The sequence below is a fragment of the Streptomyces sp. NPDC059787 genome (assembly GCF_042732315.1).
Classification (GTDB): Bacteria; Actinomycetota; Actinomycetes; order Streptomycetales; family Streptomycetaceae; genus Streptomyces; species Streptomyces atrovirens.
The window spans coordinates 41,802-68,274 of the sequence record NZ_JBHWHX010000030.1 but is presented as its reverse complement, the minus strand read 5'-3'; the positions used below and the strand labels follow the sequence as shown (position 1 = coordinate 68,274).

Genomic DNA, 26,473 nt, shown 5'->3' with positions numbered 1-26,473 from the left:
TTCCCGTTCCCCCGTGCCGCCCGGCCGGGCAGAGTCACCGGTATGAGACTTCTGATGCTGGGTGGTACGGAGTTCGCGGGCCGGGCCGTCGTCGAGGCGGCCCTCGGCCGGGGCTGGGAGGTGACCGTCTTCCACCGGGGGCGGCACGAGGCCCCGAAGGGCGCGCGGACGCTGCTGGGTGACCGCACCGCGATCGACGGGCTGGCCGCGCTCGACGGGGACCCCGGCGAGTGGGACGTCGTCGTCGACACCTGGTCGGCCGCCCCGCGCGCGGTGCGGGACGCGGCGCGGCTGCTGCGGGGACGCGCCGGACGGTACGTGTACGTGTCGAGCTGCTCGGTGTACGACTGGGCCCCGCCCGCCGGATACACCGAGCGGGCACCCGTGGTGGAGGGCGCCTCCGCCGACGCCGGCCTCACGGACTACGCGCGGGACAAGCTGGGCGGTGAGCTGGCCGCCGTGGACGCCTTCGGCGCGGACCGGTCGCTGCTGGTGCGGGCGGGGCTGATCCTCGGGCCGTACGAGAACGTGGGCCGGCTGCCCTGGTGGCTGAACCGGACGGCGCGCGGCGGGCCGGTCCTCGCGCCGGGCCCGCGTGACCTGCCGCTCCAGTACGTCGACGTCCGCGACCTCGCGGAGTGGATCCTCGGGGCGGCACAGCGGGAGCTGAGCGGGCCGTACAACCTGATGTCGCCGCAGGGGCACACCACGATGGGCGGGCTGCTGGAGGCGTGCGCCGAGGTGACCGGGGGCGCGGCCGAGCTGCGCTGGACCGCGCCGGAGGTGATCCTCGAAGCGGGGATCGAGCCGTGGACGCAGTTGCCGGTGTGGGTGCCGCCGGGCAGCGACCTGCACGACGCGCTGCACTCGGCGGACGTCTCCCGGGCGGTCGCGGCGGGACTGCGCTGCCGCCCGGTCGCCGAGACCGTGGCCGACACCTGGGCCTGGCTGCGGGAGATCGGCGGCACCGCGCCCCGGCGCCCGGACCGGACCGGCAAGGGGCTCGATCCGGAGCTGGAGGCGAAGGTGCTGGGGGCCACCGGAGGGGTGTAGGCAGCACCACCCCCGGGCCGGGTGCCCGGCCCAGTGCCCCGCCGGTCCCGCCCGGCCAGACTTGTGCCATGACCACCGAGACGAAGAACGGCCAGGGGCGGACCGGGGGGCGGGGCATCGCGCTCGCCGCGATACGAGGGCTGGCGCTCGCCCTGGTGGCGCTGCCGGGGGCGGTGCTGTGCTTCGTGCTGTCCGCGGTGTCCGTCGCGCTGATCCCGATCGGCGTCGGCATCGTCACCACCCCGTACGTGCTGAAGGGGGTGCGGACGTTCGCGAACTGGCGGCGGGTGCTGGCGGCCGAGTGGGGCGGGGTGCGGATCCCGCCGTCGTACCGGCCGGTACCGAAGGACGCCAACCCGTGGGGGCGGACGTTCGGGATGCTGGGCGACCCGGCGACCTGGCGGGACCTGCGGTGGCTGCCGGTCGACATGACCGCCGGTTTCGTCACCGCGCTGCTGCCGTTCGTGCTGCTGGTCTATCCGCTGGAGGGGTTCGCGCTGGCGGTCGGACTGTGGCGGGTGATGCCCGACGGGTACTGGTACGGCTTCGTGCCGGTCTCCGACCAGACGTCCGCGCTGGGCGCCGGCGTCCTCGCCCTCGCCCTGCTGTTCCTCGCGCACTTCTTCACCCCGCGCCTGCTGCACGTGCACTTCCTGCTCACGCGGGCCGTCCTCGGCTCGGGCCGGGGTGAACTGACCGAGCGGGTGCGGGTGCTGACCGAGACCCGGCGGGACGCCGTGGACACCTCCGCCGCCGAACTGCGGCGCATCGAGCGGGATCTGCACGACGGGGCGCAGGCACGGCTGGTCGCGATGGGCATGGACCTGGGGACGGTCGAGGCGCTGATCGAGAAGGACCCGGCGAAGGCGCGCGATCTGCTGGCGCGGACCCGGCGGTCCTCCGCCGAGGCGCTGACCGAGCTGCGGGAGCTGGTGCGCGGCATCCACCCGCCGGTGCTGGCCGAGCGCGGTCTCGGGGACGCGGTGCGGGCGCTGGCACTGCGGCTGCCGGTGGCCACGGAGGTGGACGTGGAGCTGTCCGGGCGGGCCGAGGCGCCGGTGGAGTCGGCGGCGTACTTCGCGGTGAGCGAGGTGCTCACCAACGCGGTGAAGCACTCCGGGGCGGACCGCGTCTGGATCGACCTGCACCACGCCGACGGCCATCTGCGGGTGACGGTCACCGACAACGGGCGGGGCGGCGCGGTGGTCGGCGCCGGCTCGGGACTGACCGGGGTGGAGCGGCGACTGGGTACATTCGACGGCGTCCTGGCCGTCAGCAGCCCCGCGGGCGGCCCCACCATGGTCACCATGGAGATCCCTTGCGCGTTGTCCTAGCCGAAGACCTGTTCCTGCTGCGCGACGGACTCGTCCGGCTGCTCGAAGCGCATGACTTCGAGATCGCGGCGGCCGTGGAGTCCGGCCCCGAGCTGGCGCGGGCGCTGGCCGAGCGGGAGCCCGACGTCGCCGTGGTCGACGTACGGCTGCCGCCGACGCACACCGACGAGGGGCTGCAGTGCGCGCTGGAGGCCCGTCGCAGGCGGCCGGGGCTGCCGGTGCTGGTGCTCTCGCAGCACGTGGAGCAGTTGTACGCGCGGGAGTTGCTGGCGGACGGCAGCGGCGGGGTGGGCTATCTGCTGAAGGACCGGGTGTTCGACGCGGAGCAGTTCGTGGACGCGGTACGACGGGTGGCGCGGGGAGGTACGGCGATGGATCCGCAGGTGATCCAGCAGTTGCTGGCGCGGCGGTCGGGGAACGACCGGCCGCTGGCGCGGCTGACGCCCCGCGAGCTGGAGGTGCTGGAGCTGATGGCGCAGGGACGCACCAACGCGGCGATCGCGGCCAGGCTGGTGGTGACGGAACGGGCGATCGCGAAGCACACCGCGAACATCTTCGCCAAACTGGGCCTTGAGGTCTCGGACGACGACAACCGGCGCGTGCTGGCGGTTCTCGCCTATCTCGACCACGGCCGGTGAAACCGGACCCACCCCTTCACCGCGGGTGGGCGATCGACAACTCCCGGTATCTCGGGGCCTGTTGAAACCAGTGTGGCCGTACTGACTTCCCATCGATTTCCGGGACGGGTGAACACCCGTGGGGCGGCTCCCGTACTCAAGGGAGCCGCTTCACTCCTGCCGGGCCGCTCGACGCCCCGCAAAGGTGCCCCCGTAAGGAAGGTCAAGAGGATTTCCATGGGACGCAACACAAGAAAACGCCGTATGCCGCTGGCCACCAAAGTGACAGCCGGGGCGGCGGCCCTGGCGCTCGGTGGGGGCGGGCTGGTCTGGGCCAACTTCTATGCCTCGGCGCACGAGGACGGAGGCCACAACCGGACGAAGTCGAGGGGGGCACAGGTCGCCACGATCAACTGCCCCGACGTCGGCCAGAAGCTGACGAAGGTGCCGAGGAACGCGCGCAGGGGCGTGGCGAAGGAGCTGGCCCTGCTGGACCGGCAGATCACGGACGCCTACACGCGTCTCGCGGAGACGCGCCAGGCCCAGGCGGGAGACGCCGGCTACGTCGACAACGCCATCCTCGGACCGCTGAAGTCCAAGCGGACGGCCACCCTGGACCGGATCGGCATCAACATCAACCGCGCGGGCGGCAAGGCGCCGCGCGACCTCGGCCGGTTCGCCCAGTGCCAGGGCGTTCCCGTCGAACAGCCGGGGAACGACGGCGGTGGCCAGGACCAGGACAACGGTCAGGGCGACGGCGGCCAGGACCAGGGGGACGGCGGTCAGGACAACGGCCAGGACCAGGGCAACGGCGGGCAGGCCGACAACGGCCCCGTGGCGGACGACTTCATCGACATCGAGGACGTCCAGCCGAACTCCCGCAACCTGCCCAACGGTCTGGCCGCGAACGGCGACGGCGGTTCGACGGGCACCTTCACCACCGAGTGCGGCACCAACGAGAACGCGCTCCGCAACTCGGACAACGTGATCGTCGCCCCCGGTGTCAGCAACGGCGCCCAGCACCAGCACGACTACGTCGGCAACCAGGCCAACACCGCCTTCGCGAGCGACGAGGACCTGGCCAACGGGGAGACGACCTGCCAGAACCAGGGCGACAGGTCGACGTACTTCTGGCCGGTCCTGCGGATCCAGGACGGTACGCAGGACATCGACCAGGGCCAGCCGGGCGGCGGTCAGGACGGCAACGTCGGCAAGATCGTCGCGCCCACCGCGGCGGAGCTGAGGTTCGTCGGCAACCGGACGAGCGACGTCGTCGCGATGCCGAGGGCGCTGCGCATCATCACCGGTGACGCGAAGGCCTTCACCAACGGCCTGAACAACGCCAACACCGCCTGGAGCTGCACCGGCTTCGAGGACCGGCAGGTGACGGACAAGTACCCGATCTGCCCCCAGGGCAGCAGCGTGGTCCGGACGTCCGCCTTCCAGAGCTGCTGGGACGGCCAGAACATCGACAGCGCCAACCACCGCACGCACGTCGACTTCGTCGAGGCGGACGGCACCTGCTCGAACGGCTTCCAGGCCATCCCCCAGCTCCAGGTCCGCCTGGTCTACGACAACATCCCGGCCCCGCGGATCGAGAACGGGCAGGTCGTGAACCCGTTCGCGGTGGACTCCTTCCCGGAGCAGCTGCACAAGCCGATCACCGACCACAACGACTTCATCAACTTCTTCGACGAGGACCTGATGAACGAGATGGTCGACTGCATCAACAGCGGCCAGGACTGCCAGTAGTCCGGTGACCCGGTGACGGGAAGAGGCCGGCGGTGGGATCTCCCACCGCCGGCCTCTTCGTCCGTCCGGAGCCGGGGGTCAGCCGTGGTGGCCGCCCTGGTTGTGGCTGCCGCCGGGGTTCATGTGCTCGGACCCCTCCTCCATGGTCCCGCCGAGCGTGCTCCGCAGCGCCGTCACGGTCCGCTCCTCGCCGACGGCCACCCACTTGCGGCCGACGAGGTAGTAACCGCCGTAGTCCTTGGCGGTGCTGAGCCATTCGGCCTGACCCCGGTCGGTGGCGAAGGTGGCGAGGACGTACTTCCCGTCGCCCTTCCCGCACAGCGCCTGGCGGATGGTGTCGGCGTCGGTCTGCATGTTCGGCTCGCACTTCGCCTCGGCGGCCAGGTGCTCCAGGCTGCCGGTCGCGGTGGGCGGCACCTCGTCCTCGCCGTCTTCGCCGGATCCGCAGGCGGTCAGCGCCAGTGCCGCCGCCGCACCGGCCAGCGCGAGCATCGGTCGGGTCAGCCTCATGTGTTCCTCCGGTCCCTCGCGGGCGACATGCCGCACGGAGCCCCGGCGCGGGGCCCTCGCCCTTCGATACGGCTGTGACGCCCGCGACGCTCAATTCCCGGTGACCATCTCCCCGGTCCGCTCGTTCTGCTGGACGTGCAGTCACAGGATGTCGTCCCGCCCTCCCCCGCCTCCTCCGCGGCCGGTCCGGTCGTGGGCGTCGAGCAGGCCGAGGCCGCGCTCGTCGAGCACTATCCGCGGCTCGTCCGGCTCGCCTACCTGGTGCTGCCGTCCGGCAGGGGCCGGAGCAGGCGGGTGCTCACCGCGCACTCCCTGGTCCAGCGGGCGCTGCCCCGGGGCCGCACCCCCGCGCCGCTGATCCCCGCCCAGCAGGCCGGCCGTGACGGCGACCCCGGGTACGCGCTGCTCCGCCTCCAGGTGCTGCGTACGGCGCTGGGGCGCGGGGCGCGGCTGCCGTCGCCGCTACCGCGGGTGTGGGGGCTGAAGCTGTTCCCGCGTTCGGGCGGCGCCGACGAACTCGCGCTGGACCAGCGGCTGTCCGCGCTGTCCGGCCCGGCCCGCGCCGCCCACGCCCTGCGCGGTCTGGAGCGGCTCCCGGACGGGGACGTGCGGGAGGTGCTCGCGGCGGCGGGCGTCGCCGACGTGGACGCCGCGCTGGAGGAGGCCGACCGGATCCCCGACCCGTACCGGCTGCTCGACTCCCCCGAGTTCGACCCCTGCGTGCTCCAGGCCCGGCCGACGGATCTGCTGCGCCGCCGCCGGCGTCTGAAGGCCGCGCTGGTCGGCGGGGCGGCGCTGGCGGTGTGCGGGACGCTGCTGGGGCTGCCGGGTGACGGCTGGGGCCCGGACGGCGCCGCCGCGCCCCCGTACGCGCGCAACCCGGCCGCGCAGGCCGCGCTGGACCCGGGGAAGCTGACCCGGGTCTCCCCCGCCGCGTGGAAGACCTCCGCGCGCACCGACTTCTCCGTGTGGCCGGCTCGCGGCGACCGCACCGGCGACGAGGCCCTGCTGCGCCGCGCCCTCGCCGTCTGGGCCCGGCCCGGGAAGGGCGTCCGGGTGTCGGCGACCCCGGGCACCCCGTCCGGCGGCCCCGCCGGACCGCCCCGGCTGCTGTACGCGGGGACGGTCGACACCGCGCACGTGGTGGTCCTGTACGACGGTCTGCGGCTCGCCAGGTACGCCGAGCCGGAGGACGGCACGCGGGGGGCCGTGCTCGACCTCGCCCGCGTCGACGGCGCCGGCCGGGCCGGGTCGGGCGCGGTGGTGCTGAGCCGCGTCGACGGCAACGTCCGTTATCTGCTGGCGCCCTGGGTGCGTGAGGCGGACGAGCGGGACCTGCGCGAGCCCGGCTCGGAGGCGACGGCCCTCACCTTCACCGACGGTGTGACCTCACCGCTGGCGAGTCCCGCCCTCCGGCCGGGGCCGTGCGCCTCCTGGAACGTGCTGCGGCTGACCGACGGCACCGGCACCAGGCTGGTGACCGACCTCGGCGAACTGGTCCCGGCCCACCTCACCGCCGGGCGTCCCGGCGGGACGCGTGAGGCCTCCGGTGCCGGGGCGCTGCGCACCTGGGCGCCGTACGCCTGCTCGCTGAGCGCGATGCGCTCGGCGGGCGTACGGAGCGTGAACGCCTGGGCGTTCGCCGAGCAGCCGCTGCCCGACGGGAGCGGGGAGGCGGAGTGGGTGTGCACGCGGGCGGAGACCTGGCGGGGCGGCGGGGCGCGGGTGCTGGCGCAGTTCCACACGCCGGGCGGGCGGTTCGGGGCGGTGGCGGCGAAGGCCGAGTCCGCGCCGGCCTGCGGGGAGCGCGAGCCTCGGGTGCTCGCCGGGGTGCTGTGGAAGTCCGGATCCGGCACCTGGTACCTGCTCGCCGCCGGCAGCCGCGACCTGGCGTCCGTCAGGGCGACGGGCGGGGTCGAGGGCTCGGCACGGGGCCCTCTGCTGGCCGTCCGCGCGGAGAAGGGCGCCCGCGCCGGCCTCAGGGGCACACTCGAGAACGGGCGGTCGGTCGACGGACTGCGCTAGCCGGATGAACACCGCCGTCCGGTCCGGACCGTTCGAGGCCGGAATCAATCGGTAAGGTGTTCGTATGACTACCGGGGTGCGGCGCAGGATGGGAGTCGAGGAGCGGCGGCAGCAGTTGATCGGCGTGGCCCTCGAACTGTTCAGCCGGCGTTCCCCCGACGAGGTCTCCATCGACGAGATAGCGTCACGGGCGGGCATCTCCCGCCCGCTGGTCTACCACTACTTCCCCGGCAAACTCAGCCTGTACGAGGCCGCGTTGAGGCGTGCGGCGGAGGACCTGGCGTCCCGGTTCGTGGAACCGCGGGAGGGCCCGCTGGGGTCGCGGCTGCGGCGGGTGATGGCCCGTTTCTTCGACTTCGTCGACGAGCACGGGCCCGGTTTCGCCGCCCTGATGCGCGGCGGCCCGGCGGTGTCCGCAGGCGGAGCCTGCTCAATGAGCACGGTCTCGGCCACGAACGCGCTGATCGACTCCGTGCGGCAGGCCGCGTACGACCAGATGGTGGCGCACATGGGCGTGGTGGGCCCGGCGCCGGTGCGGCTGGAACTGGTCGTACGGTCCTGGATCTCGCTCGTCGAGTCGACGGCGCTGATCTGGCTGGACGGCCGGCGCATCCCGCGCGCCGAGCTGGAGGCGCAGCTGGTGCAGGACTTCGCCGCGCTCGCCGCCGTGGCCGCCGCCCGCGACGAGGAACTGGCCGCGCTGCTGCGCGACCTGCTCGAGAACGAGCCGGGCGACGGGCCGTTCACCGACCTCGCCGCCCGGCTGATCTCGCTGGCCGCTTCCTAGGGCCCCTACTCCTCGAACTTCCGGTACGAGGCGTCGAGGTCGCGCACCTCTGCGGAGGCGTGCAGCCGCACGCCCTCGGCCGGCTTCACGTACTGCCGCAGCAGTTCGAGGACGGTCTCGGTGAGGCGGGCCTTGGTCTCGTCGCTGCGGCCGGGCAGCATGGCCACGTGGACGTGCACGAGGGCGTGCCCGTCGGTGTCGGGACCGACCACGACGTCCTCGGTCCGCCGGAACCGGGTCTTGCACGCCGGCTGCTTGGCCGCCGCGATCTCCACCACGGCGGTGTGCAGGTCCCGCGCGAAGGCGGGCCGGTCGAAACCGTCCGCCAGTCGCTCGGAGTAGTCGACGGTGATCTGCGGCATGAGCCCTCCTGATCCGGGTCGGGAGGGCTCACACTAGCCGCAGCTCCTCACGGGGTCAGCCGGCGGTGGTGAACACCGCGACCGTGCGCGCCGGGACGGTGAACGTGCCGGACTCCTTCGCGTACGACGAGGTCTTCACGACCGCGTCCCCGCCCGCCGCCTGCACCGGGTGCAGGCGGTGGCCCGTCCCGGCGAGCGCGGCGACGCGCTGCTCCTGCCGCTCCGGCGTGGCGTTGAAGACGACGACCAGGTCACCGAGGGTCATCGTGATCACGCCGGGTGTCTCGTCCTTCCCCGACAGCGGGAAGGAGAGCCGGGACTGCACCTGCGCGGCCGTGTCGAGGGAGAAGGCCTTCTCCGTCGTACGGATGGACAGCAGGTCCCGGTACGCGGCCGAGGCGCCCTCGATCTGCGGGCAGCCGACCTTCACCGCGCCCAGCAGGGGCCTCGCGTAGGACCACTTGGCCTCGTTGTCGGCGGCCGGCGGCAGACCGCGGCCGAAGCCGTTGCCGTCCGCGCAGTTCCAGTGGACGGCGTTGAACCAGTCGCCGCTGTCGTAGGAGTTGCGGTCCAGGGACTTGGAGCGCAGCAGGTCGGTGCCCGCCTGGGAGAGGGCCGGGCCCTGCGAGAGGGTGGCCGTCGCCATGGCGAGGACCTGCATCCGGGCCCGGTCGTCGGCGGACGTGTCCTTCGGCAGCTTGAAGGCGAGCGCGTCGAACAGGGACTCGTTGTCGTGCGCGTCCGCGTAGGCGAGGGCGTCGCCGGGCGCGGCGGCGTATCCGGCGGGGGCGCCGTTGTAGTCGACCTGGGAGCCCTTGACCTCCTTGCCGCTGGTGTCGGTGAAGGTGTAGTCGGCGAGGTTGCCGCTCAGGCCCACCTTGATCAGGTCCTGGTAGTGCAGCAGGCGGGCCTTCTGCTCGGCCTCGGTGCCGTTGTTCCCGGAGGAGTTGGGGTCGGTGTAGAGACCGGAGGCGAAGCCCTGCACGCCGGGGTCCTCGTCGAAGGGGCCGCCGCCGCGCACGGCGTCACGGGCCCGGTCGGAGAAGGTGGCGATGCCGGTGCCGGCCATGTTCTTCTGCGTGGCCTGGACGAAGCGGGCGTCGTCGGCGATCTCGCCGAAGTTCCAGCCCTCGCCGTACAGGATGATCTTCTTGCCGTCGACGCCGTCCTTGGCGGGGGTCAGCTCGTCCAGCGCCTTCCTGACCGCGAGGATGTTGGCCTTCGGGTGGTGGCCCATGAGGTCGAAGCGGAACCCGTCGACCTTGTACTCCTTCGCCCAGGTGACGACCGAGTCGACGACCAGTTTGCCCATCATGGCGTTCTCGGTGGCCGTGTTGGCGCAGCAGGTGCTGTTGGCGACCGAGCCGTCGGCGAGCAGCCGCTGGTAGTAGCCGGGGACGATCCGGTCCAGGACGGAGGTCTTGGCCTGGCCGCTCGCGGCGGTGTGGTTGTAGACCACGTCCATCACGACCCGCAGGCCGTCCTCGTTGAGCGCCTTGACCATCTCGCGGAACTCGACCGTGCGCTCGGTGCCGTCCGGGTCGGTGGCGTAGGAGCCCTCGGGGACCGTGTAGTGGTAGGGGTCGTAGCCCCAGTTGTAGGCGTCCTTGGCGGCGGCCTTCGCCACGCACTCCTGCTGCCGGCCGGAGTCGGCCGGGTAGGAGGCGAGGTCGCAGTCGACGGTGGCCTGCTCGGACTTCTTCTCGGGGATGGTGGCGATGTCGAACGCGGGCAGCAGGTGCACGTACGAGGTGCCGGCCTCGGCCAGCTCACGCAGGTGCTGGGAGCCGTCGCTGTCCTTGTCGGTGAAGGCGAGGTAGGTGCCGGGGTTCTCCGCCGTGCGGTCCGCCACGGAGAAGTCGCGGATGTGCAGCTCCTGGATCTGGGCGTCCTTGAGCGGCACGGCCTTCGGCTTGTCGTACGTCGACCACTCACGCGGCTTCAGGGACCGGTCGGCCAGGTCGACGACGAGGCTGCGCTCGGAGTCGGTCGTCAGGGCGACCGAGTAGGGGTCGGTGACCTCGTTGGTGACGATCTCGCGGGTGCCGGGCGCCCACACCTTCACCTTGTACCGGTACTCCTCGCCCTTCCAGGAGCGGGGACCGGTGACGGACCAGACGCCGGTGCCGTCGTCGCGCCGCATCCGGACGGTGCGGTCGCCGATCTCCAGGGAGACGTCCTGCGCGGTCGGCGCCCACACGGAGAGGGTGGGCCGGCCGTGGCGGAACACCGGGCCGAGCTCCGCCTTGGTGGCGCCGGCCGCGTAGAGGTCGTCGAGTACGCCCGCGATCTGCACGCCGGTCGCCGCGAGCACGGCACCGTTGGCGGCGTGCTGGGAGGCCACGACCTGGCCGCGCAGGGCCTCGCGCACCCGGTCCCGGTCACGCGGGTCGACGGACCAGGCGGTGCCGTCCTTCAGGTGCGGGAACTTCGCCTTCTGGGCGTCGGTGAGGTCCGTCTTCACCAGCCGGAGCCAGCGTGCGTCGTCACCGGCCAGCGCACCGTCCTGCACCTTGACGGAACCGGTGCGGGAGGCGAGGAGCTGGGTGGAGGCGGCGGCCTCCGAGCCGTCCCAGACGACGGTGTCCCGGTCGATCCAGACCGCCTTGGAGGTGGTCAGGTCGAGTGCCGCCGCCGAGCCGGCCGGCTGCGGCAGCAGGTACTTCTCCTGGCCGTTCAACAGCCACACCTCGTGGCCGTCGGCCTTGAGGTCCAGCGACCGGTCGGTGGGCAGGTCCTTCTCGTCGCCCTTGTGGAGGATGTAGCTGAGGCTGGTGGCACCCTCGGCGAGCGGCACCTCGAAGACAGCGCCATAGGCATCGGTCTTCACCGGCTGAAGGGGCTTCGACCAGTCGGTGGGGTTCGCGGCACCGGTCCAGGTGTGCAGGCCCCAGCCGTCGTAGTTCCCGTCGGCGCGCTGGTAGTGCAGCACGGCCTTGGTGGTGTCCTGGGCCGGGTATTCGGGCCGTTCGGTGGTGACGGCCTCCTTGCCCTGCTCGATCCAGATCTCGCCGTGCTGGGTGACGTCGATGGTGCGGTCGGTGGCGACGTCCTTGTCGCCGTCCTTGTCGATGACGAGGAAGCCGACGTCGGACGCGCCCGGCTTGAGCTTGACGTAGGCGAAGGCGCCGTAGGCGTCACGGCCGGTGAAGGGGTGGCTGTCCGGCCACTCGGTGGCCTCGCCGTCGGCGAGGTCGCCCCAGGCGTACAGGCCCCAGTCGTCGTAGTCGCCGTCCGTGCGCTTGTAGTGGACGATCGCGTAGTCGCGGGAGGCGGCGGTGGGCGGCTCCTCGACGGGCGGGGTGCCCGTGGTGGAGGCGGCCAGGGCGCTCGCGGTGCGGCCGGCCGAGTCGATCACGACCGCCTTGTAGCGCACGGCGGTACCGGCGGGGACGTCCTCGCCGATGGTGTGGGTGACCTTGTAGGGGGCGTGGTCGGCGGAGCCGAGGGTCCGCCACTTCCCGTTGCCGGTCTGGGCGGCGAAGACGACCCGGTTGAGCCGGCCGCCCTCGACGTCGGCGGTGACCTCGACGGTGCCGGTGGCGCCCGCCCCGGGGGCCTCGAGGGTGACCGTGGGCTTCGCGGCCGGCCCGGCGAGCGGGCCGGACGCCTTGAGGACGATCGCCGAGCCGGCCGGGACGGTGACGGTGACCTTCTTGTCGGCGTCGCTGGTGACGGTGGCGTCGGTGCCGTAGAGGCCCTTGAACGTCATCCGGGCGGAGCCGGTCGCGAAGGTGGCCTTCTCGGCCTCGCCGGAGTTGTTGAAGGCGACGACGTACTCGGTGGTGTCCTTGCCGGTGCCCGTGCGGGAGAAGGCGTAGACGCCCGCGCCGTCGGCCGCGTACCGCTCCTGCTGGATGCCGTCGGTGAGGGCCGGGTGGGCCTTGCGCAGCTTCGCGAGAGCACTGATCTGCCGGTAGAGCGGTGCTCGCGTGTCGTAGCTGTCCTCGGCGTGGGTGCGGTCGGTGCCGATCAGGTTGTCGTCGAGGTAGTCGGCCGTACGCGAGGCGAACAGGGTCTGGCGGGCGTCCTTGTCGCCGCCGGCGCCGGTGAAGCCCTGCTCGTCGCCGTAGTAGACGACCGGGTTGCCGCGGCTGAGGAACATCAGCTCGTTGGCGAGCATGTCCTTCCTCAGCAGTTCCGCGTCGGACGCCTCCGGGTTGTCCTGCGTCAGGAACGTCCCGAAGCGGCCCATGTCGTGGTTGCCGAGGAAGGTGACCTGCTCGTAGGCGTTGGCCTTGTCGGTGGCGTACTTGTAGTCGTCGCCGAAGACCGAGGCGAGCTTCTTCGCGCTGCCGCCCTGCGAGGCGTACTGCCGTGCCGCCTCCTGGAACGGGAAGTCGAGCGTGGCGTCCAGGCGGCCCTGGGTGACGTACGGGGCGGTGATGTCCGTGTCGGCGGAGTACACCTCGCCGAACATGAAGAAGTCGTCCCGGCCCCTCTTGGCCGCGTAGGCGTCCAGGGCGGTGGCCCACTGGGTCCAGAACTCCATGTTGACGTGCTTCACGGTGTCGATCCGGAAGCCGTCGATGTCGAAGTCCCTGACCCACCGCTGGTAGATCTTCTCCATGCCGTCGACGACCTCGGGACGCTCGGTCCACAGGTCGTCGAGGCCGGAGAAGTCGCCGTACTCGGCGGACTCGCCGGCGAAGGTGGAGTCGCCCCGGTTGTGGTACATGCCCGGGTCGTTGAGCCAGGACGGGACCTTGAGGTCCTCCTTCGCCCCGGGCACGACCGGGGTGCGCGGGAAGGAGCCGGCGTCCACGCGCGGGAACTTCCGGGAGCCGTCGGCGTAGTCGGCGTCGTCGAAGGGCTCGCCGTCCTTCGTCAGGTACGGGAAGGCGCCCTTGGAGAGGTAGCCGTAGGACTTCTCCTCGTAGTCGACGACGTCGGCGGTGTGGTTGGTGATGACGTCGAAGAAGACCTTCATGCCCTTGTCGTGGGCCTTGTCGATGAGCTTCTCGAGGTCGTCGTTGGTGCCGAAGTGCGGGTCGACCTGGGTGAAGTCGGTGATCCAGTAACCGTGGTAGCCGGCGGAGGCGTTCTCCCCCGTCCCCTGCACGGGCTGGTTCTTGAAGATGGGCGCCATCCAGATGGCGGTGGTGCCGAGCCCCTTGATGTAGTCGAGCCTCTTCGTCAGGCCCTTGAGGTCGCCGCCCTGGTAGAAGCCCTTGTCGGTGGGGTCGTACCCGGTGCTGAGGCGGGAGCCGGTCAGTCCGCCGCGGTCGTTCTTCGCGTCGCCGTTGGCGAAACGGTCCGGCAGGACGAAGTAGAACTGCTCGCGGGTCAGGTCGTGCCGCGCGGGCGACTCGGCGAGCTTCGCGTCCGAGGGCGGCGCGGGCGGGGTCGCGGCGCCGGCGGCGACCGGCTGCGCCAGGGCGGCGGCGAGCGCGGCCACGGTGACGGCGGCGACGCGTCTGCCGCGCGCGGTGCGGCGCCCCGGGGGCGCGGGCCATCTGGGTATCAAGGCGAGAACTCCTTGCGCTTACGGCTCGATTCGGGTCCGACCCCGTACGCCGCGGCACGGCCTGTTTCGGCCACGTCACCGGAGCGTCGGCGTGACCGTATCGCCGTTGAAAGCCTTACAGCAAGGGTTGTGAAAGTAACGGTAAGGACTTGCATGCAAACGCGGGCCGCGCCGCCGCCCCGTGAACGGCGGCGCGGCCCGCGCGCGTTCAGCAGGACGACTTGCCGGCGTACACCGCGAGGGCCGTGTCGGAGCCCAGGGTGGCGGTGAGCTGTCCGGAACCGTTCACGGTGACCGTGGTGTTGTTCTGGACGTTGCAGTACGTCCCTGCGGGGAGGGAGGTCTGGTAGGTGCGACTCAGACTGCTCGACTCGTGGTTGACGGCCACGAAGCCCTTGCCGCCCCGGCCGAAGGCGATCGCGTCACCGCCGTTGTCCCACCAGTCGGTCACCGCCTGGCCGCGGGTCGTGTTGCGGAAGGCGACCATGGACCTGATCTCCGGCCAGGCGTGCTGGCACTTCCAGCCGCTCTGCCAGCAGGCGTCGACCCGGCCTCCGTTCGGCGGTCCGGCGTCGTGGTCGGAGAACTCGTACCCGGAGTTGATGTCCGGGGCGCCGTAGGGCCAGGCCAGCATGAAGACGTTGGCCAGGGTGTAGTTGGCACCGTCCTTGTAGTTCAGCGTGGAGCCGTTGCGCTCGGTGTCGTGGTTGTCGACGAAGACACCGGAGACGGAGCTGTTCATGTAGCCCCAGCCCTCGCCGTAGTTCTTCAGGTAGGCGAGGTTCTCGTTGTTGAAGACCCGCTTGAGGTCGTACGCGTACCGGAACTCCTGGACGTCGCCGTTGCCCGTGTACTCGGTGGGCTGGACGGCCTCGCCGGCGCCGTAGATGACCTCCTGCTTCCAGTACGCGGAGGGGTTGGTCAGCCGGGACTTGATGTTGGCCAGGTCGGCGGCCGGCATGTGCTTGGCGGCGTCGATGCGGAAGCCGTCCACGCCCAGCGACAGCAGGTCGTTCATGTACCCGGCGATGGTCTTGCGGACGTACTCCTCGCCGGTGTCGAGGTCGGCGAGGCCGACCAGTTCGCAGTTCTGGACGTTCCCGCGGTCGCCGTAGTTGCCGATCTGCGAGGTGCAGTTGTCGAAGTCGTACGAGGAGTACAGCCCCGGGTAGTCGTACTTCGTGTACGACGATCCGCCGGTACCGGTGCCGCTGCCCGCGGACATGTGGTTGATGACCGTGTCGGCGACGACCTTCACGCCGGCCGCGTGACACGTGTCGACCATGCTCTTGAACGCGGCGCGGTCACCGAGCCGCCCCGCGATCCTGTAGCTCACCGGCTGGTACGACGTCCACCACTGCGAGCCCTGTATGTGCTCGGCGGGCGGGGAGACCTGGACGTATCCGTACCCGGCGGGGCCGAGGGTGGTGGTGCACTCACGGGCGACCGAGGCGAAGTTCCACTCGAAGAGGACGGCGGTGACGTCCTTGCCGCCGGGCGGGGACGCCTCCGCACTGGTCGGAGCCATGACAACCGAGGCGGCCGCGAGAGCGGCGACCCCGGCGAGGGTTCTGCGTGCCATGTGGGGTTACCTTCTTCATCGAAGGGTGTGGGGATACCGCCCGGATCGCCTGAATCTTCTTGCAGAAAACTTCAGCAACCTTGCGGCAACGCAGATGTTAGAGGCCCGCCGCCCGAAAGGGCAGCGGGCCGTACCGACTTGAACGAAAAAAGTTGCGAGCCGAACCTCAGCCCGTGGTCCACCACACGGTCGTGTCGGCGGGCACCTTCGCCTCGCCGGCCGTCTCGTCCACCTCACCGCTGGCGAGCAGGACACGGCCGTACGACGGAGTCGTCACCGACTCCCCCGTGGTGTTGGCGACGCACACGAACTCCCCGCGCCGGAAGGCGAGGACGCCCTCGGGGGCGCGCAGCCACTCCACCGCGTCGCCGGCACCCAGGTCGGCCTGGTCCCGGCGGACGGCGAGCGCGGAGCGGTACAGCTCCAGGGTCGAGCCGGGCGCGCCGGCCTGCGCCTCGACGCTCAGCTCACCCCAGCCGGCCGGCTGCGGCAGCCAGCTTCCGCCGTCGCCGAAGCCGTACGAGGAACCCTCGCGCGTCCACGGGATCGGGACGCGGCAGCCGTCGCGGAAGCCGTCCTGGCCCGCGCCCCGGAAGTACGCCGGGTCCTGGCGCACCTCGTCGGGGAGGTCGACGACGTCCGGCAGGCCGAGCTCCTCGCCCTGGTAGACGTACGCCGAACCGGGCAGCGCCAGCATCAGCAGGGTGGCGGCGCGGGCGCGGCGCAGACCCAGCTCGCGGTCGCCGGCCAGGCGGATCTGGGTGCCGAGGCCCGCCGGGTTGGCGAAGCGGGTGGCGTGCCGGGTGACGTCGTGGTTGGAGAGCACCCAGGTGGCGGGGGCACCGACCGGGCGCATGGCATCCAGGGTGCGGTCGATGACCGTGCGCAGCTCCTCGGCGTCCCAGTGGGTGCCCAGGTACTGGAAGTTGAACGCCTGGTGCAGCTCGTCGGGGCGGACGTAGTTGGCGGTGCGCTCGACGGTCGGGGTCCAGGCCTCGGCGACGAAGATGCGCTCGCCGCTGTACTCGTCGAGGATGAGCCGCCACTGGCGGTAGATGTCATGGACGCCGTCCTGGTCGAAGAACGGCATGACATCGTTGCCCAGCAGCTTGAGCTGCTCGTGGTTTCCAAGGTCGGGCAGGCCCTCGGCCTTCACCATGCCGTGGGCGACGTCGATGCGGAAGCCGTCCACACCCATGTCGAGCCAGAACCGCAGGATGGAGCGGAACTCGTCGCCGACGGCCGGGTGCTCCCAGTTGAAGTCGGGCTGCTCGGGGGCGAACAGGTGCAGGTACCACTCGCCGGGGGTGCCGTCGGGCTCGGTGACACGGGTCCAGGCGGGGCCGCCGAAGATCGACTCCCAGTCGTTGGGCGGCAGCTCGCCGTCCGCGCCCTTGCCGGGGCGGAAGTGGTAGCGGTCGCGCGAGGGCGAGCCGGGGCCCTCGGCGAGGGCGCGCTTGAACCATTCGTGCTGGTCGGAGGAGTGGTTCGGGACCAGGTCGACGATGATCCTGAGGCCCAGTCCGTGGGCGTCCCGGATCAGCGCGTCCGCGTCGAGCAGGGTGCCGAACATGGGGTCGACGGCGCGGTAGTCGGCGACGTCGTAGCCGGCGTCGGCCTGCGGGGAGGCGTAGAAGGGGCTGAGCCACACGGCGTCCACGCCGAGGTCGCGCAGGTACGGCAGGCGGGAGCGGATGCCTTCCAGGTCGCCCATGCCGTCGCCGTTGCTGTCGGCGAAGCTGCGCGGGTACACCTGGTAGATCACCGCGTCCCGCCACCAGTCGCGGCGCCGGGTGACGGTGGCGACGGCCGCGTCGGTGGTGGGGGTCGGGGCCGGGGCGGCGGAGTGCTGCTGGCTCATGTCGTCCTTGATGCGAGTGCGGTCGGGGAGACGAGTGGGGGTGCGCGGCTGGAGACGAGGCGGCCGCGGTGACGGCGGGGTCGGATGGACACCGCGGCCGCCTACCCGCGCGCGGCGGGCGCGCGCGGGAGTCGTCGTACGAAGGGGGTCAGCCCTTCGTGCCGCCGGCGGTGAGACCGGTGACCAGGTTCTTCTGCACGAGGTAGAAGAACGCGGAGACCGGTATCGCGATCAGGACCGCGGTGGCGGCCATGAGGTTGCGCTGTGCGTCGTGCTCGCTGACGAAGCTCTGCAGACCGACGGCGAGCGTGTACTTCTCGTCGTCGAGCATGAACGTCGTGGCGAAGGCGACCTCGCCGAACGCGGTGATGAAGCTGTAGAACGCGGCGACCGCCAGCCCGGGCTTGGCGAGCGGCAGGATCAGCCGCGCGAACGTGCCGAAGGGGGTCAGCCCGTCGACGCGTCCCGCCTCGTCGATCTCGAACGGGATGGTGTCGAAGTAGCCCTTCATCAGCCAGGCGCAGTACGGCACCGCCGTCGAGCAGTAGACGAGGATGAGTCCAAGGTAACTGTCGACGAGCTGCAGGTCCGAGAGGATCTGGTACATCGGGACCATCAGGACGGCCACGGGGAACATCTGGGTGAGCAGAAGCACCCACATGAACTTCCGGTAGCCCGGGAACCGCATGCGGGAGACCGCGTAGCCGGTGGTGGCGGCGACCAGGACACCGATGAACGTGGTGCCGAGCGAGACGATCAGCGAGCTCTTCAGCCAGTCGAAGAAGTTCGTGTTCTGCAGGACGAACGTGTAGTTGTCCAGCGTCATCTTGCCCCAGATGCCGCCGGGACGCAGATAGTCGTCCTTGTCGGGGCCGAGGGACAGGAAGACCAGCCAGGCGACCGGGAACAGCGCGATCAGGCTGGCCACGGTCAGCACGCCGTGCGTGGTGAGGCGGGCCAGGAGGCCGCTCTCGCCGCGCCGGCGGGACGGGCGGGGCGGGGTCGTCCCGTCGGCAGGCCGGTCCGCCGGAGCAGTGGTGGTGACGGTGGATGTGCTCATGGGGACTCCTGCCTCAGATCGCGAGCTGCTGCTCATTGCGGTTCAGCCAGCGGCGGTAGAAGGAGGTGAAGACGACGAGAATGGCCAGCAGGAGCATGCCGTAGGCCGCGGACTCGGCGAACTCGCGCGGCTGCTGTCCGAAGCCGAGCTGGTAGGCCCAGGTCACGAGGATCTGTGCTTCCGGGGCGGTGTTGCCGAACAGCAGGAAGATGACGGCGAACTGGTTGAAGGTCCAGATGACGCCGAGCAGGACCACGGTGGAGCTGACCGAGCGCAGGCCGGGCAGGGTGACGTGGCGGAACCGCTGCCAGGCGTTCGCGCCGTCCATCTCGGCCGCCTCGTACAGGCTGGCGTCGATGGACTGCAGGCCGCCGAGCAGGGAGATCATCATGAACGGCACACCGCACCAGGTGTTGACCATGATGGCGGCGAACCGCTGCCAGAAGGTGTCCTCCAGCCATGCCGGGGTCGGCAGGCCGAGGGAGTCCAGGGCGGTGTTGATGATGCCGGCGTCGGCGAGCATGAAGCGCCAGCCGAAGACGGTGACGAAGGTCGGCACGGCCCACGGCAGGATCAGGACCAGCCGGTAGAGGGTGCGGCCGCGCAGCTTCTGGTTGAGCAGCAGGGCCAGGCCCAGACCGATGCCGTAGTGCAGGGCGACACAGGCGGCCGTCCATACGATCGTCCAGATGAACTTGGACCAGAAGCGGTCGTAGGCCGTCTCGCCCCACAGGATGTCGGCGTAGTTGTCGATGCCGATGAACTTGTAGGTGGCCTCGATCTCGTTGACGCCGATGGTGCGGGCCGAGTTCAGGCTGTCGGCGTCGGTGAGGGTGAGGTAGAGCCCGTATGCCAGGGGGTACAGCACGATGACGCCGAGCACGAGCGCCACCGGCGCGATCATGGCGTAGGCGTACCAGTGCTTCTGGTATCCGCGCTTCAGGCGGCTGACCGGCCCGGGGCGGGGCGCGCGGTCACCGCGGCGCTTGCCGGTCGCGCGGTCGATGGCGACTGTCATGGTTCGGCACCTTCTGGATGGTCAAGGGGTACGGCACACAGGCCGGCGGCCGCCGGACCCTCCCCTCCTGGAAGCGGGTCCGGCGGCCACACGGGCGTTACTTGCTGAAGTCCGGCACCAGCTTGGCGATCGCGGTCTCCGCGTCACCGAGGCCCTTGTCCAGGGACTCCTTGCCGCTCGCGATCTGCGGCAGCTCGTCGTCCAGCGGACCCCACAGGGAGCTGTACTCGGGCAGGGCCGGGCGCGGCTGGGCGGCGGAGAGGACCGTCTGGTAGCCGGCGATGCCCGGGTCGGCCTTGACCTTGTCGGTGTAGGCGTCGTCGCGGGTGGGCAGCGTGGAGTTCTTCAGCGCGATGGTCTCCTGCGCCTTGGCCGAGGTCATGAAGTTCACGAACTTCAGCGCGGCGGCCTGCTTGTCCTTGCTGGAGCCGGCGTAGACGGAGAGGTTGTGGCCGCCGGTCGGGGCGCCCGCCTTGCCGGTGGAGCCGGCCGGGACGGTGACGATGCCGAGGTTGTTCTTGTCCTTGAACGCGGAGCCCTTGTAGAAGTTGGTGATCTCCCACGGGCCCTGGACGATCGAGGCGACCTTGCCGTTGATGAACGCGTCCTGGATGTGCGCGTAGGCGTCGGCGGTGACGTCGGCCTTGTGCAGGCCCTTGCCGTCGAAGAGGTCCAGCCAGGTGCCGTACGCCTTCTCGGCCTCGGCGGACTTGACGGTGATCTTCTTGGCGTCGGCGTCGACGGTGTCGGTGCCCTCGCCGTACAGGAACGGCTGGGCGTAGTAGCCGGCGGTGGAGCCCCAGTAGCCGTCGACGCCGGTCTTGTCCTTGATGGTGGCGGCGGCCTTCTTCAGGTCGTCCCAGGTCTTGGGGGCCTCGACGCCGGCCTTCTCGAACAGTTCCTTGTTGTAGACGAAGGCGAGGGTGTCGGTGACCAGCGGGACGCCGTAGGTCTTGCCCTCGTACTTGGCCTGCTCGATCAGGTTGGGCTTGAACTTGTCCTGCTCGGCGAGGGCCTCGGTGCCGTCCAGCGGCAGGAGAAAACTGTTCTTGGCGAAGGCGGGGGTCCAGCCGACCTCGGCGCGCAGCACGTCGGGGGCGCCCTTGGAACCGGCGGCGGTGTCGAACTTGTTCTGCGCCTGGTCGAAGGGGACGTTGACGTACTCGACCTTGATGTCCTTGTTGGCGGCCTCGAACTCCTTGACCAGGGCCTGGTACGTCGGCGCCTCGTTGGTCGCGTTGGAGGTGTCCCACCAGGTGATGGTGACCGGGCCGCCGGCCGAGTCGCCGCTGTCGCTGTCTCCGCCGCAGGCCGTCGCCGCGAGGGCGAGGGACGCCACCAGCGCGGTGGCCGCTATGCCACGCCGCATGAGGTTCTCCTTGAGGGTTAAGCCCGTGATTGCAGGTGCGGCCCCGTCTGCCGTCCTGCTGACTTGCCGACCGCGCCGTTGCCGCCGCCGGGCGACGTGAACGTAACAGCGCTGGAACCTTTTCGAAAGACCTTGCAGAAAAGTTTTGCAAGCACCGCCGAGAGTTATGCCGCCGTGACCTGTTCTCGACCGCTCGGCAACCCGGGTTTCCGCCCGTACGACAGGGGTTCGGACTGTTGTGCAAGACTCTGCAAGTACTTGCCATCCGTTGTCGCCGGGGGAATCATCCCTTGCGGACCGGACGCCGACCACGACTTGAGGGACCGCGATGACCCAGCAGCCCGCAGCGGGCCGTTCGACGGCGCGCACCAGGCGTCCGATCGGTGTGCAAGGGGAGAAGCGGCAGCTACAGTCCAGTCCTGTGACCACACGCCTTGCCGATATCGCTGCTCAGGCGGGGGTGAGCGAGGCAACCGTCAGCCGCGTCCTCAACGGCAAACCGGGCGTCGCCGCCACCACCCGCCAGTCCGTGCTCGCCGCCCTCGACGTCCTCGGCTACGAGCGGCCGGTGCGGCTGCGGCAGCGCAGCGAGGGCCTGGTCGGTCTGATCACCCCGGAGCTGGAGAACCCGATCTTCCCGGCGCTGGCCCAGGTCATCGGGCAGGCGCTGACCCGGCAGGGCTACACGCCGGTGCTCGCCACCCAGACCCCGGGCGGGTCGACGGAGGACGAGCTCACCGAGATGCTCGTGGACCGCGGGGTGGCCGGCATCATCTACGTCTCCGGACTGCACGCGGACACCACCGCCGACACCCAGCGCTACGAGCGGCTGCGGGCGCAGGGCGTGCCGTTCGTACTCGTGGACGGTTTCTCGCCGAAGGTGCAGGCGCCGTTCATCTCCCCCGACGACCGAGCCGCGATGGCGCTCGCCGTCACCCACCTCGCCTCCCTCGGCCACACCCGGATCGGGCTGGCGCTCGGGCCGAAACGGTTCGTGCCGGTGCAGCGCAAGATCGAGGGCTTCGTGCGCACCGTGCAGGAGCAGCTCGGCCTGAGCGCCGAGACGGTCGAGACCGAGCTGGTCCAGCACTCGCTGTACACGCTGGAGGGCGGCCAGGCCGCCGCCACCGCGCTGATGGACCGCGACTGCACGGCGGTGGTGTGCGCGAGCGACATGATGGCGCTGGGCGCGATACGGGCGGCCCGGCAGCGCGGTCTGGACGTGCCGAAGGACATCTCGGTGGTCGGCTTCGACGACTCCCCGCTGATCGCCTTCACCGACCCGCCGCTGACCACGGTCCGCAAGCCGGTCCCGGCGATGGGCCAGGCCGCGGTGCGCACGCTGCTGGAGGAGATCGGCGGGACGCCCGCGCCGCACAGCGAGTTCGTGTTCATGCCGGAACTGGTGGTGCGCGGTTCGACCGCTTCGGCCCCCGGGGACCGGAATCGTCCCTAGGGCGGAGAAGAGGACCTTCGGCGCACTGCCGCGGGAGGAGGGAACGGGCCTTCCCCCGGGGGAGAACATGCGGGTACGGCCCGACCAGGGGATGATCTGGGGGAAGGCTCTTTTCTGGCAGACTCTGGCCCATGGGTGACACGACGGTGACAACGCTGGAAGGCCGGGAAGAGGCCGCAGCGCACCCCGTCACGGAGGAGACGGGGCCACGCCGTCTGCGCCGCCTGCGTGCCCCCCGCCGGCCCCGGCTGTGGTTCGAGATCCTGCTGATCGCGGTGAGTTACTGGACGTACTCGCTGGTCCGCAACGCCGTGCCGGAACAGCGGGCCGAGGCGCTGCGCAACGCCGACTGGATCTGGCGCCTCGAACAGCAACTGGGACTCGCCGTCGAGGAGTCCGTCAACCACGCCGTGAACTCGGTGACCTGGCTCATCGTCGGCATGAACTACTACTACGCCACCCTGCACTTCGTGGTCACGCTGGGTGTCCTGGTGTGGCTCTACCGTGGTCATCCCGGCCGGTACGCGGCGGCCCGCCTGGTCCTCTTCACCACCACCGGCATCGCCCTCGTCGGCTACTACCTGTATCCGCTCGCCCCGCCCCGGCTGATGAACGGCCAGGAATTCGTCGACACCGTCATGGTCCACCAGACGTGGGGGTCGATGGCCTCCGGCGACCTGAAGAACATGTCGAACCAGTACGCCGCGATGCCGTCGATGCACATCGGCTGGTCGGTGTGGTGCGGGCTGACGATCTTCGCACTGGCCACCGTCCCGTGGGTGCGGGTGCTGGGCCTGGTGTACCCGGCGGCCACGCTGGTGGTCATCGTCGCCACCGCCAACCACTTCTGGCTGGACGCGGTGGGCGGCGTCCTCTGCCTGTCCTTCGGCTACGGCATCGCGCTGCTCTGGTACGGCCGCCGGCCGTACACCCTGCCCAGGCTGGTGCCCGAACAACGGAAACGGGAGCCGGAACGGATCCCGGTGCCGAAGCAGGGCTAGCTGTACTGCCCAGGGACGTTGGTCAACCTGGTGACGGGCGGTTTGCCGCCTTCGTCGGGGAGACGGGGAGGAGGCCGGGCCCCGCCGGGGGTCACAGTCCCCCGTAGAACAGCTCCTCCACCACACCCCGCGCCCGTCGTGCCGTACGCCGGTACGCGTCGAGCATGTCGCCGGCGTGGCCGGGGCCGTAGCCCAGGTAGCGGCCGACGGCGCCCAGTTCGCGGGGGACGGTGGGGAAGGTGTCCCCGGCGCGGCCCCGGACCAGCATCACCGCGTTGCGCACGCGGGTGGCGAGCACCCAGGCCTCGTCGAGGGTGGAGGCGTCCTCCTCGGAGATCAGCCCGGCCGCGCGGGCGGCGGCCAGCGCCTGCCGTGTGCGGGTCGTGCGCAGACCCGGCTCCTGGGCGCCGTGTCGCAGCTGGAGGAGCTGCACGGTCCACTCCACATCGGACAGCCCGCCCGGCCCGAGCTTGGCGTGCAGCTTGGGGTCGGCGCCGCGCGGCAGCCGCTCGGACTCCATACGGGCCTTCAGCCGCCGGATCTCCCGGACGGCCTCCTCGTCGAGCCCGGCGGCCGGATAGCGCAGCGGATCGATCAGCCCGGTGAAGCGGCGGCCCAGGTCCTCGTCCCCGGCGACGGGCTCGGCGCGCAGCAGCGCGTGCCGCTCCCACACCAGCGACCAGCGGCGGTAGTACGCCTCGTACGACTTCAGCGTGCGCACCAGCGGGCCTGACTTGCCCTCCGGGCGCAGGTCGGCGTCGATCAGCAGGGGCGGGTCGGCGCTCGGTATCTGCAGCAGCCGGCGCATCTCGGCGACCACCTTGTTGGCGGCCTCGGCGGCCTCCCGCTCGTCCACGCCGTCGCGCGGTTCGTGCACGAACAGGACGTCCGCGTCGGAGCCGTAGCCCAGCTCGTGCCCGCCGAAACGGCCCATGCCGATGATCGCGAACCGGGTGGGGAGGCTGTCGCCCCAGCCCTCGCGGACCACCGCGCGGAGCGTGCCGGCGAGGGTGGCGGCCGTCAGGTCGGACACCGCGCCGCCCACCAGGTCCACCAGGGCGCCCTGGTCGGCCTCGGCGGGCTGCGACTCGGTTCCGTAGGAGCCGACGATGTCGGCGGCGGACGTACGGAACAGTTCGCGGCGGCGCACCCCGCGGGCGGCCGTGACGCCCTGGACGGCGTTGTCGGCGCGGCGGACCGCGGCGAGCATCTCCTGCTCCAGATGGGCGCGGGGCCGCGGTTCGAGCCCGCCGCCCCCGTCGCCGAGCAGCGCCACCGCCTCGGGGGCGCGCATCAGCAGGTCGGGGGCGAGCCGTCCGGCGGACAGCACGCGGGCCAGGTTCTCGGCGGCGGCGCCCTCGTCGCGCAGCAGCCGCAGGTACCAGGGGGTCTTGCCGAGCGCGTCGGAGACCTTGCGGAAGGTGAGCAGACCGGCGTCCGGGTCGGCGGAGTCCGCGAACCAGCCGAGCAGCACCGGCAGCAGGGTGCGCTGGATGGCGGCCTTGCGGGTGACACCGGACGCCAGCGCCTCCAGGTGGCGCAGCGCGGCGGCCGGATCGGCGTACCCGAGCGCGATCAGCCGCTCCCGCGCGGCCTCGGCGCTGAGCCGGGCCTCGCCGGGGGCGAGCGCGGCGACGGCGTCGAGCAGCGGCCGGTAGAACAGCTTCTCGTGCAGCCGCCGTACGACGGAGGCGTGCCGCTTCCACTCCCGGGTCAGGGTGGCGACCGGGTCGGTGCGCAGGTCGAGTGAGCGGCCCAGGCGGCGCAGGTCGGCCTCGTCCTCGGGGACGAGGTGGGTGCGGCGCAGCCGGTGGAGCTGGATGCGGTGCTCCATGGAGCGCAGGAAGCGGTAGGCGTCGTCGAGCTGGGCGGCGTCCGCGCGGCCGACGTAGCCGCCGGCGGCGAGGGCCTTCAGCGCGTCGAGGGTGGTGCCGCTGCGCAGGGAGCCGTCGGCGCGCCCGTGCACCAGTTGCAGCAGCTGCACGGCGAACTCGACGTCCCGCAGCCCTCCCGGGCCCAGCTTGAGCTGCCGGTCGATCTCGGCGGCGGGGATGTTCTCCACCACCCGGCGGCGCATCTTCTGCACGTCGGCGACGAAGTTCTCCCGCTCGGCGGCCCCCCACACCAGCGGCTGGAGAGCGGCGACGTACTCCTCGCCGAGCGCGAGGTCACCGGCGACCGGGCGGGCCTTGAGCAGCGCCTGGAACTCCCAGGTCTTGGCCCAGCGCTGGTAGTAGGCGAGGTGGGAGGCGAGGGTGCGCACCAGCGGCCCGTTGCGGCCCTCGGGGCGGAGGTTGGCGTCGACGGGCCAGATGGAGCCCTCGACGGTGGTCTCGGAGCAGATCCGCATCATGTGCGCGGCGAGCCGGGTCGCGGCGCGCAGCGCCTTGTCCTCGTCGGCCCCGTCCACCGTCTCTCCGACGAAGACGACGTCGACGTCGGAGACGTAGTTCAGCTCGTGTCCCCCGCACTTGCCCAGCGCGATCACCGCAAGCCGGCACAGCGCGGCGTCCTCGGGCGCGGCGGCCCCGGCGAGGGCGAGGGCGGCGCGCAGGGTGGCGGTGGCGAGGTCGGCGAGCTCGGCGGCGGTCTGGGCGACCTCGATGGTGCCGCAGACGTCACGGGCGGCGATGGACAGCAGACAGCGCCGGTAGGCGACGCGCAGCGAGACCGGGTCGCCGGCCTCGGCGAGGCCCCGTTCGAACTCCTCGACGCCCGGGTGCAGGTCGCGCGGCTCGTAGGTGACGAGGGCCTGCCAGTCGCTCGGGTGCCGGGCCAGATGGTCGGCGAGTGCCTCGGACGCGCCGAGCACCCCGAGCAGCCGGTCCCGCAGCGGCTTGGCGGCTATCAGCGTGTCCAGCAGCTCCTGGCGGGCGGTGGGCCCCTCCTGCGCCTCCAGCAGCCGCACCAGGCCCCGCAGCGCGAGATCGGGGTCGGCGGTGGCGCCGAGGGCTTCCAGCAGCACGGGGTCGTTGCGCACGAGTGCGAGTCCGGCGCTGTCGAGCAGCCGCTCCGCGGCGGACGGATCGGTGAAGCCGTGCCGCAGCAGCCGCGTGAAGGTACTGCTCCTGCGCCCCGGCGCCGACGTCATCCCCGGCCTCCCTCGTGCCTCGTGCCTGTGCCTGGTGCACATGCCTCGGATCAGGGTCGTACGGCCATGAGCCTATCCGGAGTACGAGGTTGCGGCCCGGGACGCGATGAGACGTGCCTGTGTCGGCA

At 71.4% G+C, this 26,473-nt stretch carries 17 protein-coding genes; 8 read left to right on the top strand and 9 right to left on the bottom strand.

Features of this window, described 5'->3' with window-relative positions; translation table 11 throughout:
- The first annotated feature begins 42 nt into the window (after window positions 1–42).
- The 4 genes from ACFV5H_RS25710 (at window position 43) to ACFV5H_RS25695 (ending at window position 4,756) form a co-directional block, all read left to right on the top strand.
- Window positions 43–1,053, top strand: coding sequence for an SDR family oxidoreductase (locus tag ACFV5H_RS25710; protein WP_385048345.1), 1,011 nt, complete (start codon window positions 43–45; stop codon window positions 1,051–1,053).
- A gap of 68 nt (window positions 1,054–1,121) precedes the next feature.
- Complete coding sequence (locus ACFV5H_RS25705) at window positions 1,122–2,387, top strand: sensor histidine kinase (RefSeq protein ID WP_385048348.1); 1,266 nt, start codon at window positions 1,122–1,124, stop codon at window positions 2,385–2,387.
- Window positions 2,372–3,025 (top strand): response regulator, encoded by a 654-nt coding sequence (locus ACFV5H_RS25700; RefSeq protein ID WP_385048351.1) that lies wholly within the window; start codon window positions 2,372–2,374, stop codon window positions 3,023–3,025. The genes ACFV5H_RS25705 and ACFV5H_RS25700 overlap by 16 nt, the downstream gene beginning before the upstream one ends.
- 216 nt (window positions 3,026–3,241) lie before the next feature.
- On the top strand, window positions 3,242–4,756 hold the full coding sequence (locus ACFV5H_RS25695; protein WP_385197446.1) for a DUF1996 domain-containing protein: 1,515 nt from the start codon (window positions 3,242–3,244) through the stop codon (window positions 4,754–4,756).
- A 78-nt stretch (window positions 4,757–4,834) separates the two neighbouring features.
- On the opposite strand, the gene ACFV5H_RS25690 is transcribed toward ACFV5H_RS25695, so the two are convergent.
- Window positions 4,835–5,266 carry a hypothetical protein gene (locus ACFV5H_RS25690; RefSeq protein WP_385048357.1) on the bottom strand — a complete coding sequence of 144 codons (432 nt, stop codon included), beginning with the start codon at window positions 5,264–5,266 and terminating at the stop codon, window positions 4,835–4,837.
- 135 nt (window positions 5,267–5,401) lie between these two features.
- Here ACFV5H_RS25690 and ACFV5H_RS25685 point away from each other — a divergent pair, with 135 nt between their 5' ends.
- Entirely contained in the window at window positions 5,402–7,291 is a 1,890-nt protein-coding gene (locus tag ACFV5H_RS25685; RefSeq protein ID WP_385197445.1) for a hypothetical protein, read from the top strand.
- Between the two features lie 64 nt (window positions 7,292–7,355).
- Window positions 7,356–8,078, top strand: coding sequence for a TetR/AcrR family transcriptional regulator (locus ACFV5H_RS25680; protein WP_385048363.1), 723 nt, complete (start codon window positions 7,356–7,358; stop codon window positions 8,076–8,078).
- 5 nt (window positions 8,079–8,083) lie between these two features.
- Here the strand turns inward: ACFV5H_RS25680 and ACFV5H_RS25675 are convergent, their stop codons facing one another.
- The 7 genes from ACFV5H_RS25675 to ACFV5H_RS25645 form a co-directional block, all read right to left on the bottom strand.
- Complete coding sequence (locus ACFV5H_RS25675; RefSeq protein ID WP_385048366.1) at window positions 8,084–8,440, bottom strand: 5-carboxymethyl-2-hydroxymuconate Delta-isomerase; 357 nt, start codon at window positions 8,438–8,440, stop codon at window positions 8,084–8,086.
- A 55-nt stretch (window positions 8,441–8,495) separates the two neighbouring features.
- The gene (gene pulA, locus ACFV5H_RS25670) at window positions 8,496–13,907 is read right to left on the bottom strand and encodes a pullulanase-type alpha-1,6-glucosidase (RefSeq protein ID WP_385197443.1); all 5,412 of its coding nucleotides are present in this window, start codon (window positions 13,905–13,907) and stop codon (window positions 8,496–8,498) included.
- Window positions 13,908–14,115: 208 nt separating this feature from the next.
- Window positions 14,116–15,489, bottom strand: a complete 1,374-nt coding sequence (locus tag ACFV5H_RS25665; RefSeq protein ID WP_385197442.1) for an alpha-amylase family protein — start codon at window positions 15,487–15,489, stop codon at window positions 14,116–14,118.
- 166 nt (window positions 15,490–15,655) lie between these two features.
- On the bottom strand, window positions 15,656–17,350 hold the full coding sequence (locus ACFV5H_RS25660; protein WP_385048375.1) for a glycoside hydrolase family 13 protein: 1,695 nt from the start codon (window positions 17,348–17,350) through the stop codon (window positions 15,656–15,658).
- 148 nt (window positions 17,351–17,498) lie between these two features.
- A complete protein-coding gene (locus ACFV5H_RS25655; protein WP_385048378.1) occupies window positions 17,499–18,410 on the bottom strand; it encodes a sugar ABC transporter permease in 912 nt (303 codons plus the stop codon).
- A gap of 13 nt (window positions 18,411–18,423) precedes the next feature.
- On the bottom strand, window positions 18,424–19,428 hold the full coding sequence (locus ACFV5H_RS25650; RefSeq protein WP_385048381.1) for a carbohydrate ABC transporter permease: 1,005 nt from the start codon (window positions 19,426–19,428) through the stop codon (window positions 18,424–18,426).
- Window positions 19,429–19,525: 97 nt separating this feature from the next.
- Window positions 19,526–20,797 carry an extracellular solute-binding protein gene (locus tag ACFV5H_RS25645; RefSeq protein ID WP_385048384.1) on the bottom strand — a complete coding sequence of 424 codons (1,272 nt, stop codon included), beginning with the start codon at window positions 20,795–20,797 and terminating at the stop codon, window positions 19,526–19,528.
- Window positions 20,798–21,218: 421 nt separating this feature from the next.
- Between ACFV5H_RS25645 and ACFV5H_RS25640 the strand changes: the two genes are divergently transcribed.
- Together ACFV5H_RS25640 and ACFV5H_RS25635 are read left to right on the top strand one after the other, a co-directional pair.
- Window positions 21,219–22,253 carry a LacI family DNA-binding transcriptional regulator gene (locus ACFV5H_RS25640; protein WP_073935656.1) on the top strand — a complete coding sequence of 345 codons (1,035 nt, stop codon included), beginning with the start codon at window positions 21,219–21,221 and terminating at the stop codon, window positions 22,251–22,253.
- A gap of 131 nt (window positions 22,254–22,384) precedes the next feature.
- Entirely contained in the window at window positions 22,385–23,254 is an 870-nt protein-coding gene (locus tag ACFV5H_RS25635) for a phosphatase PAP2 family protein (protein WP_385197440.1), read from the top strand.
- A gap of 91 nt (window positions 23,255–23,345) precedes the next feature.
- On the opposite strand, the gene ACFV5H_RS25630 is transcribed toward ACFV5H_RS25635, so the two are convergent.
- A complete protein-coding gene (locus ACFV5H_RS25630; RefSeq protein WP_385048390.1) occupies window positions 23,346–26,345 on the bottom strand; it encodes a bifunctional [glutamine synthetase] adenylyltransferase/[glutamine synthetase]-adenylyl-L-tyrosine phosphorylase in 3,000 nt (999 codons plus the stop codon).
- Window positions 26,346–26,473 lie beyond the last annotated feature (128 nt).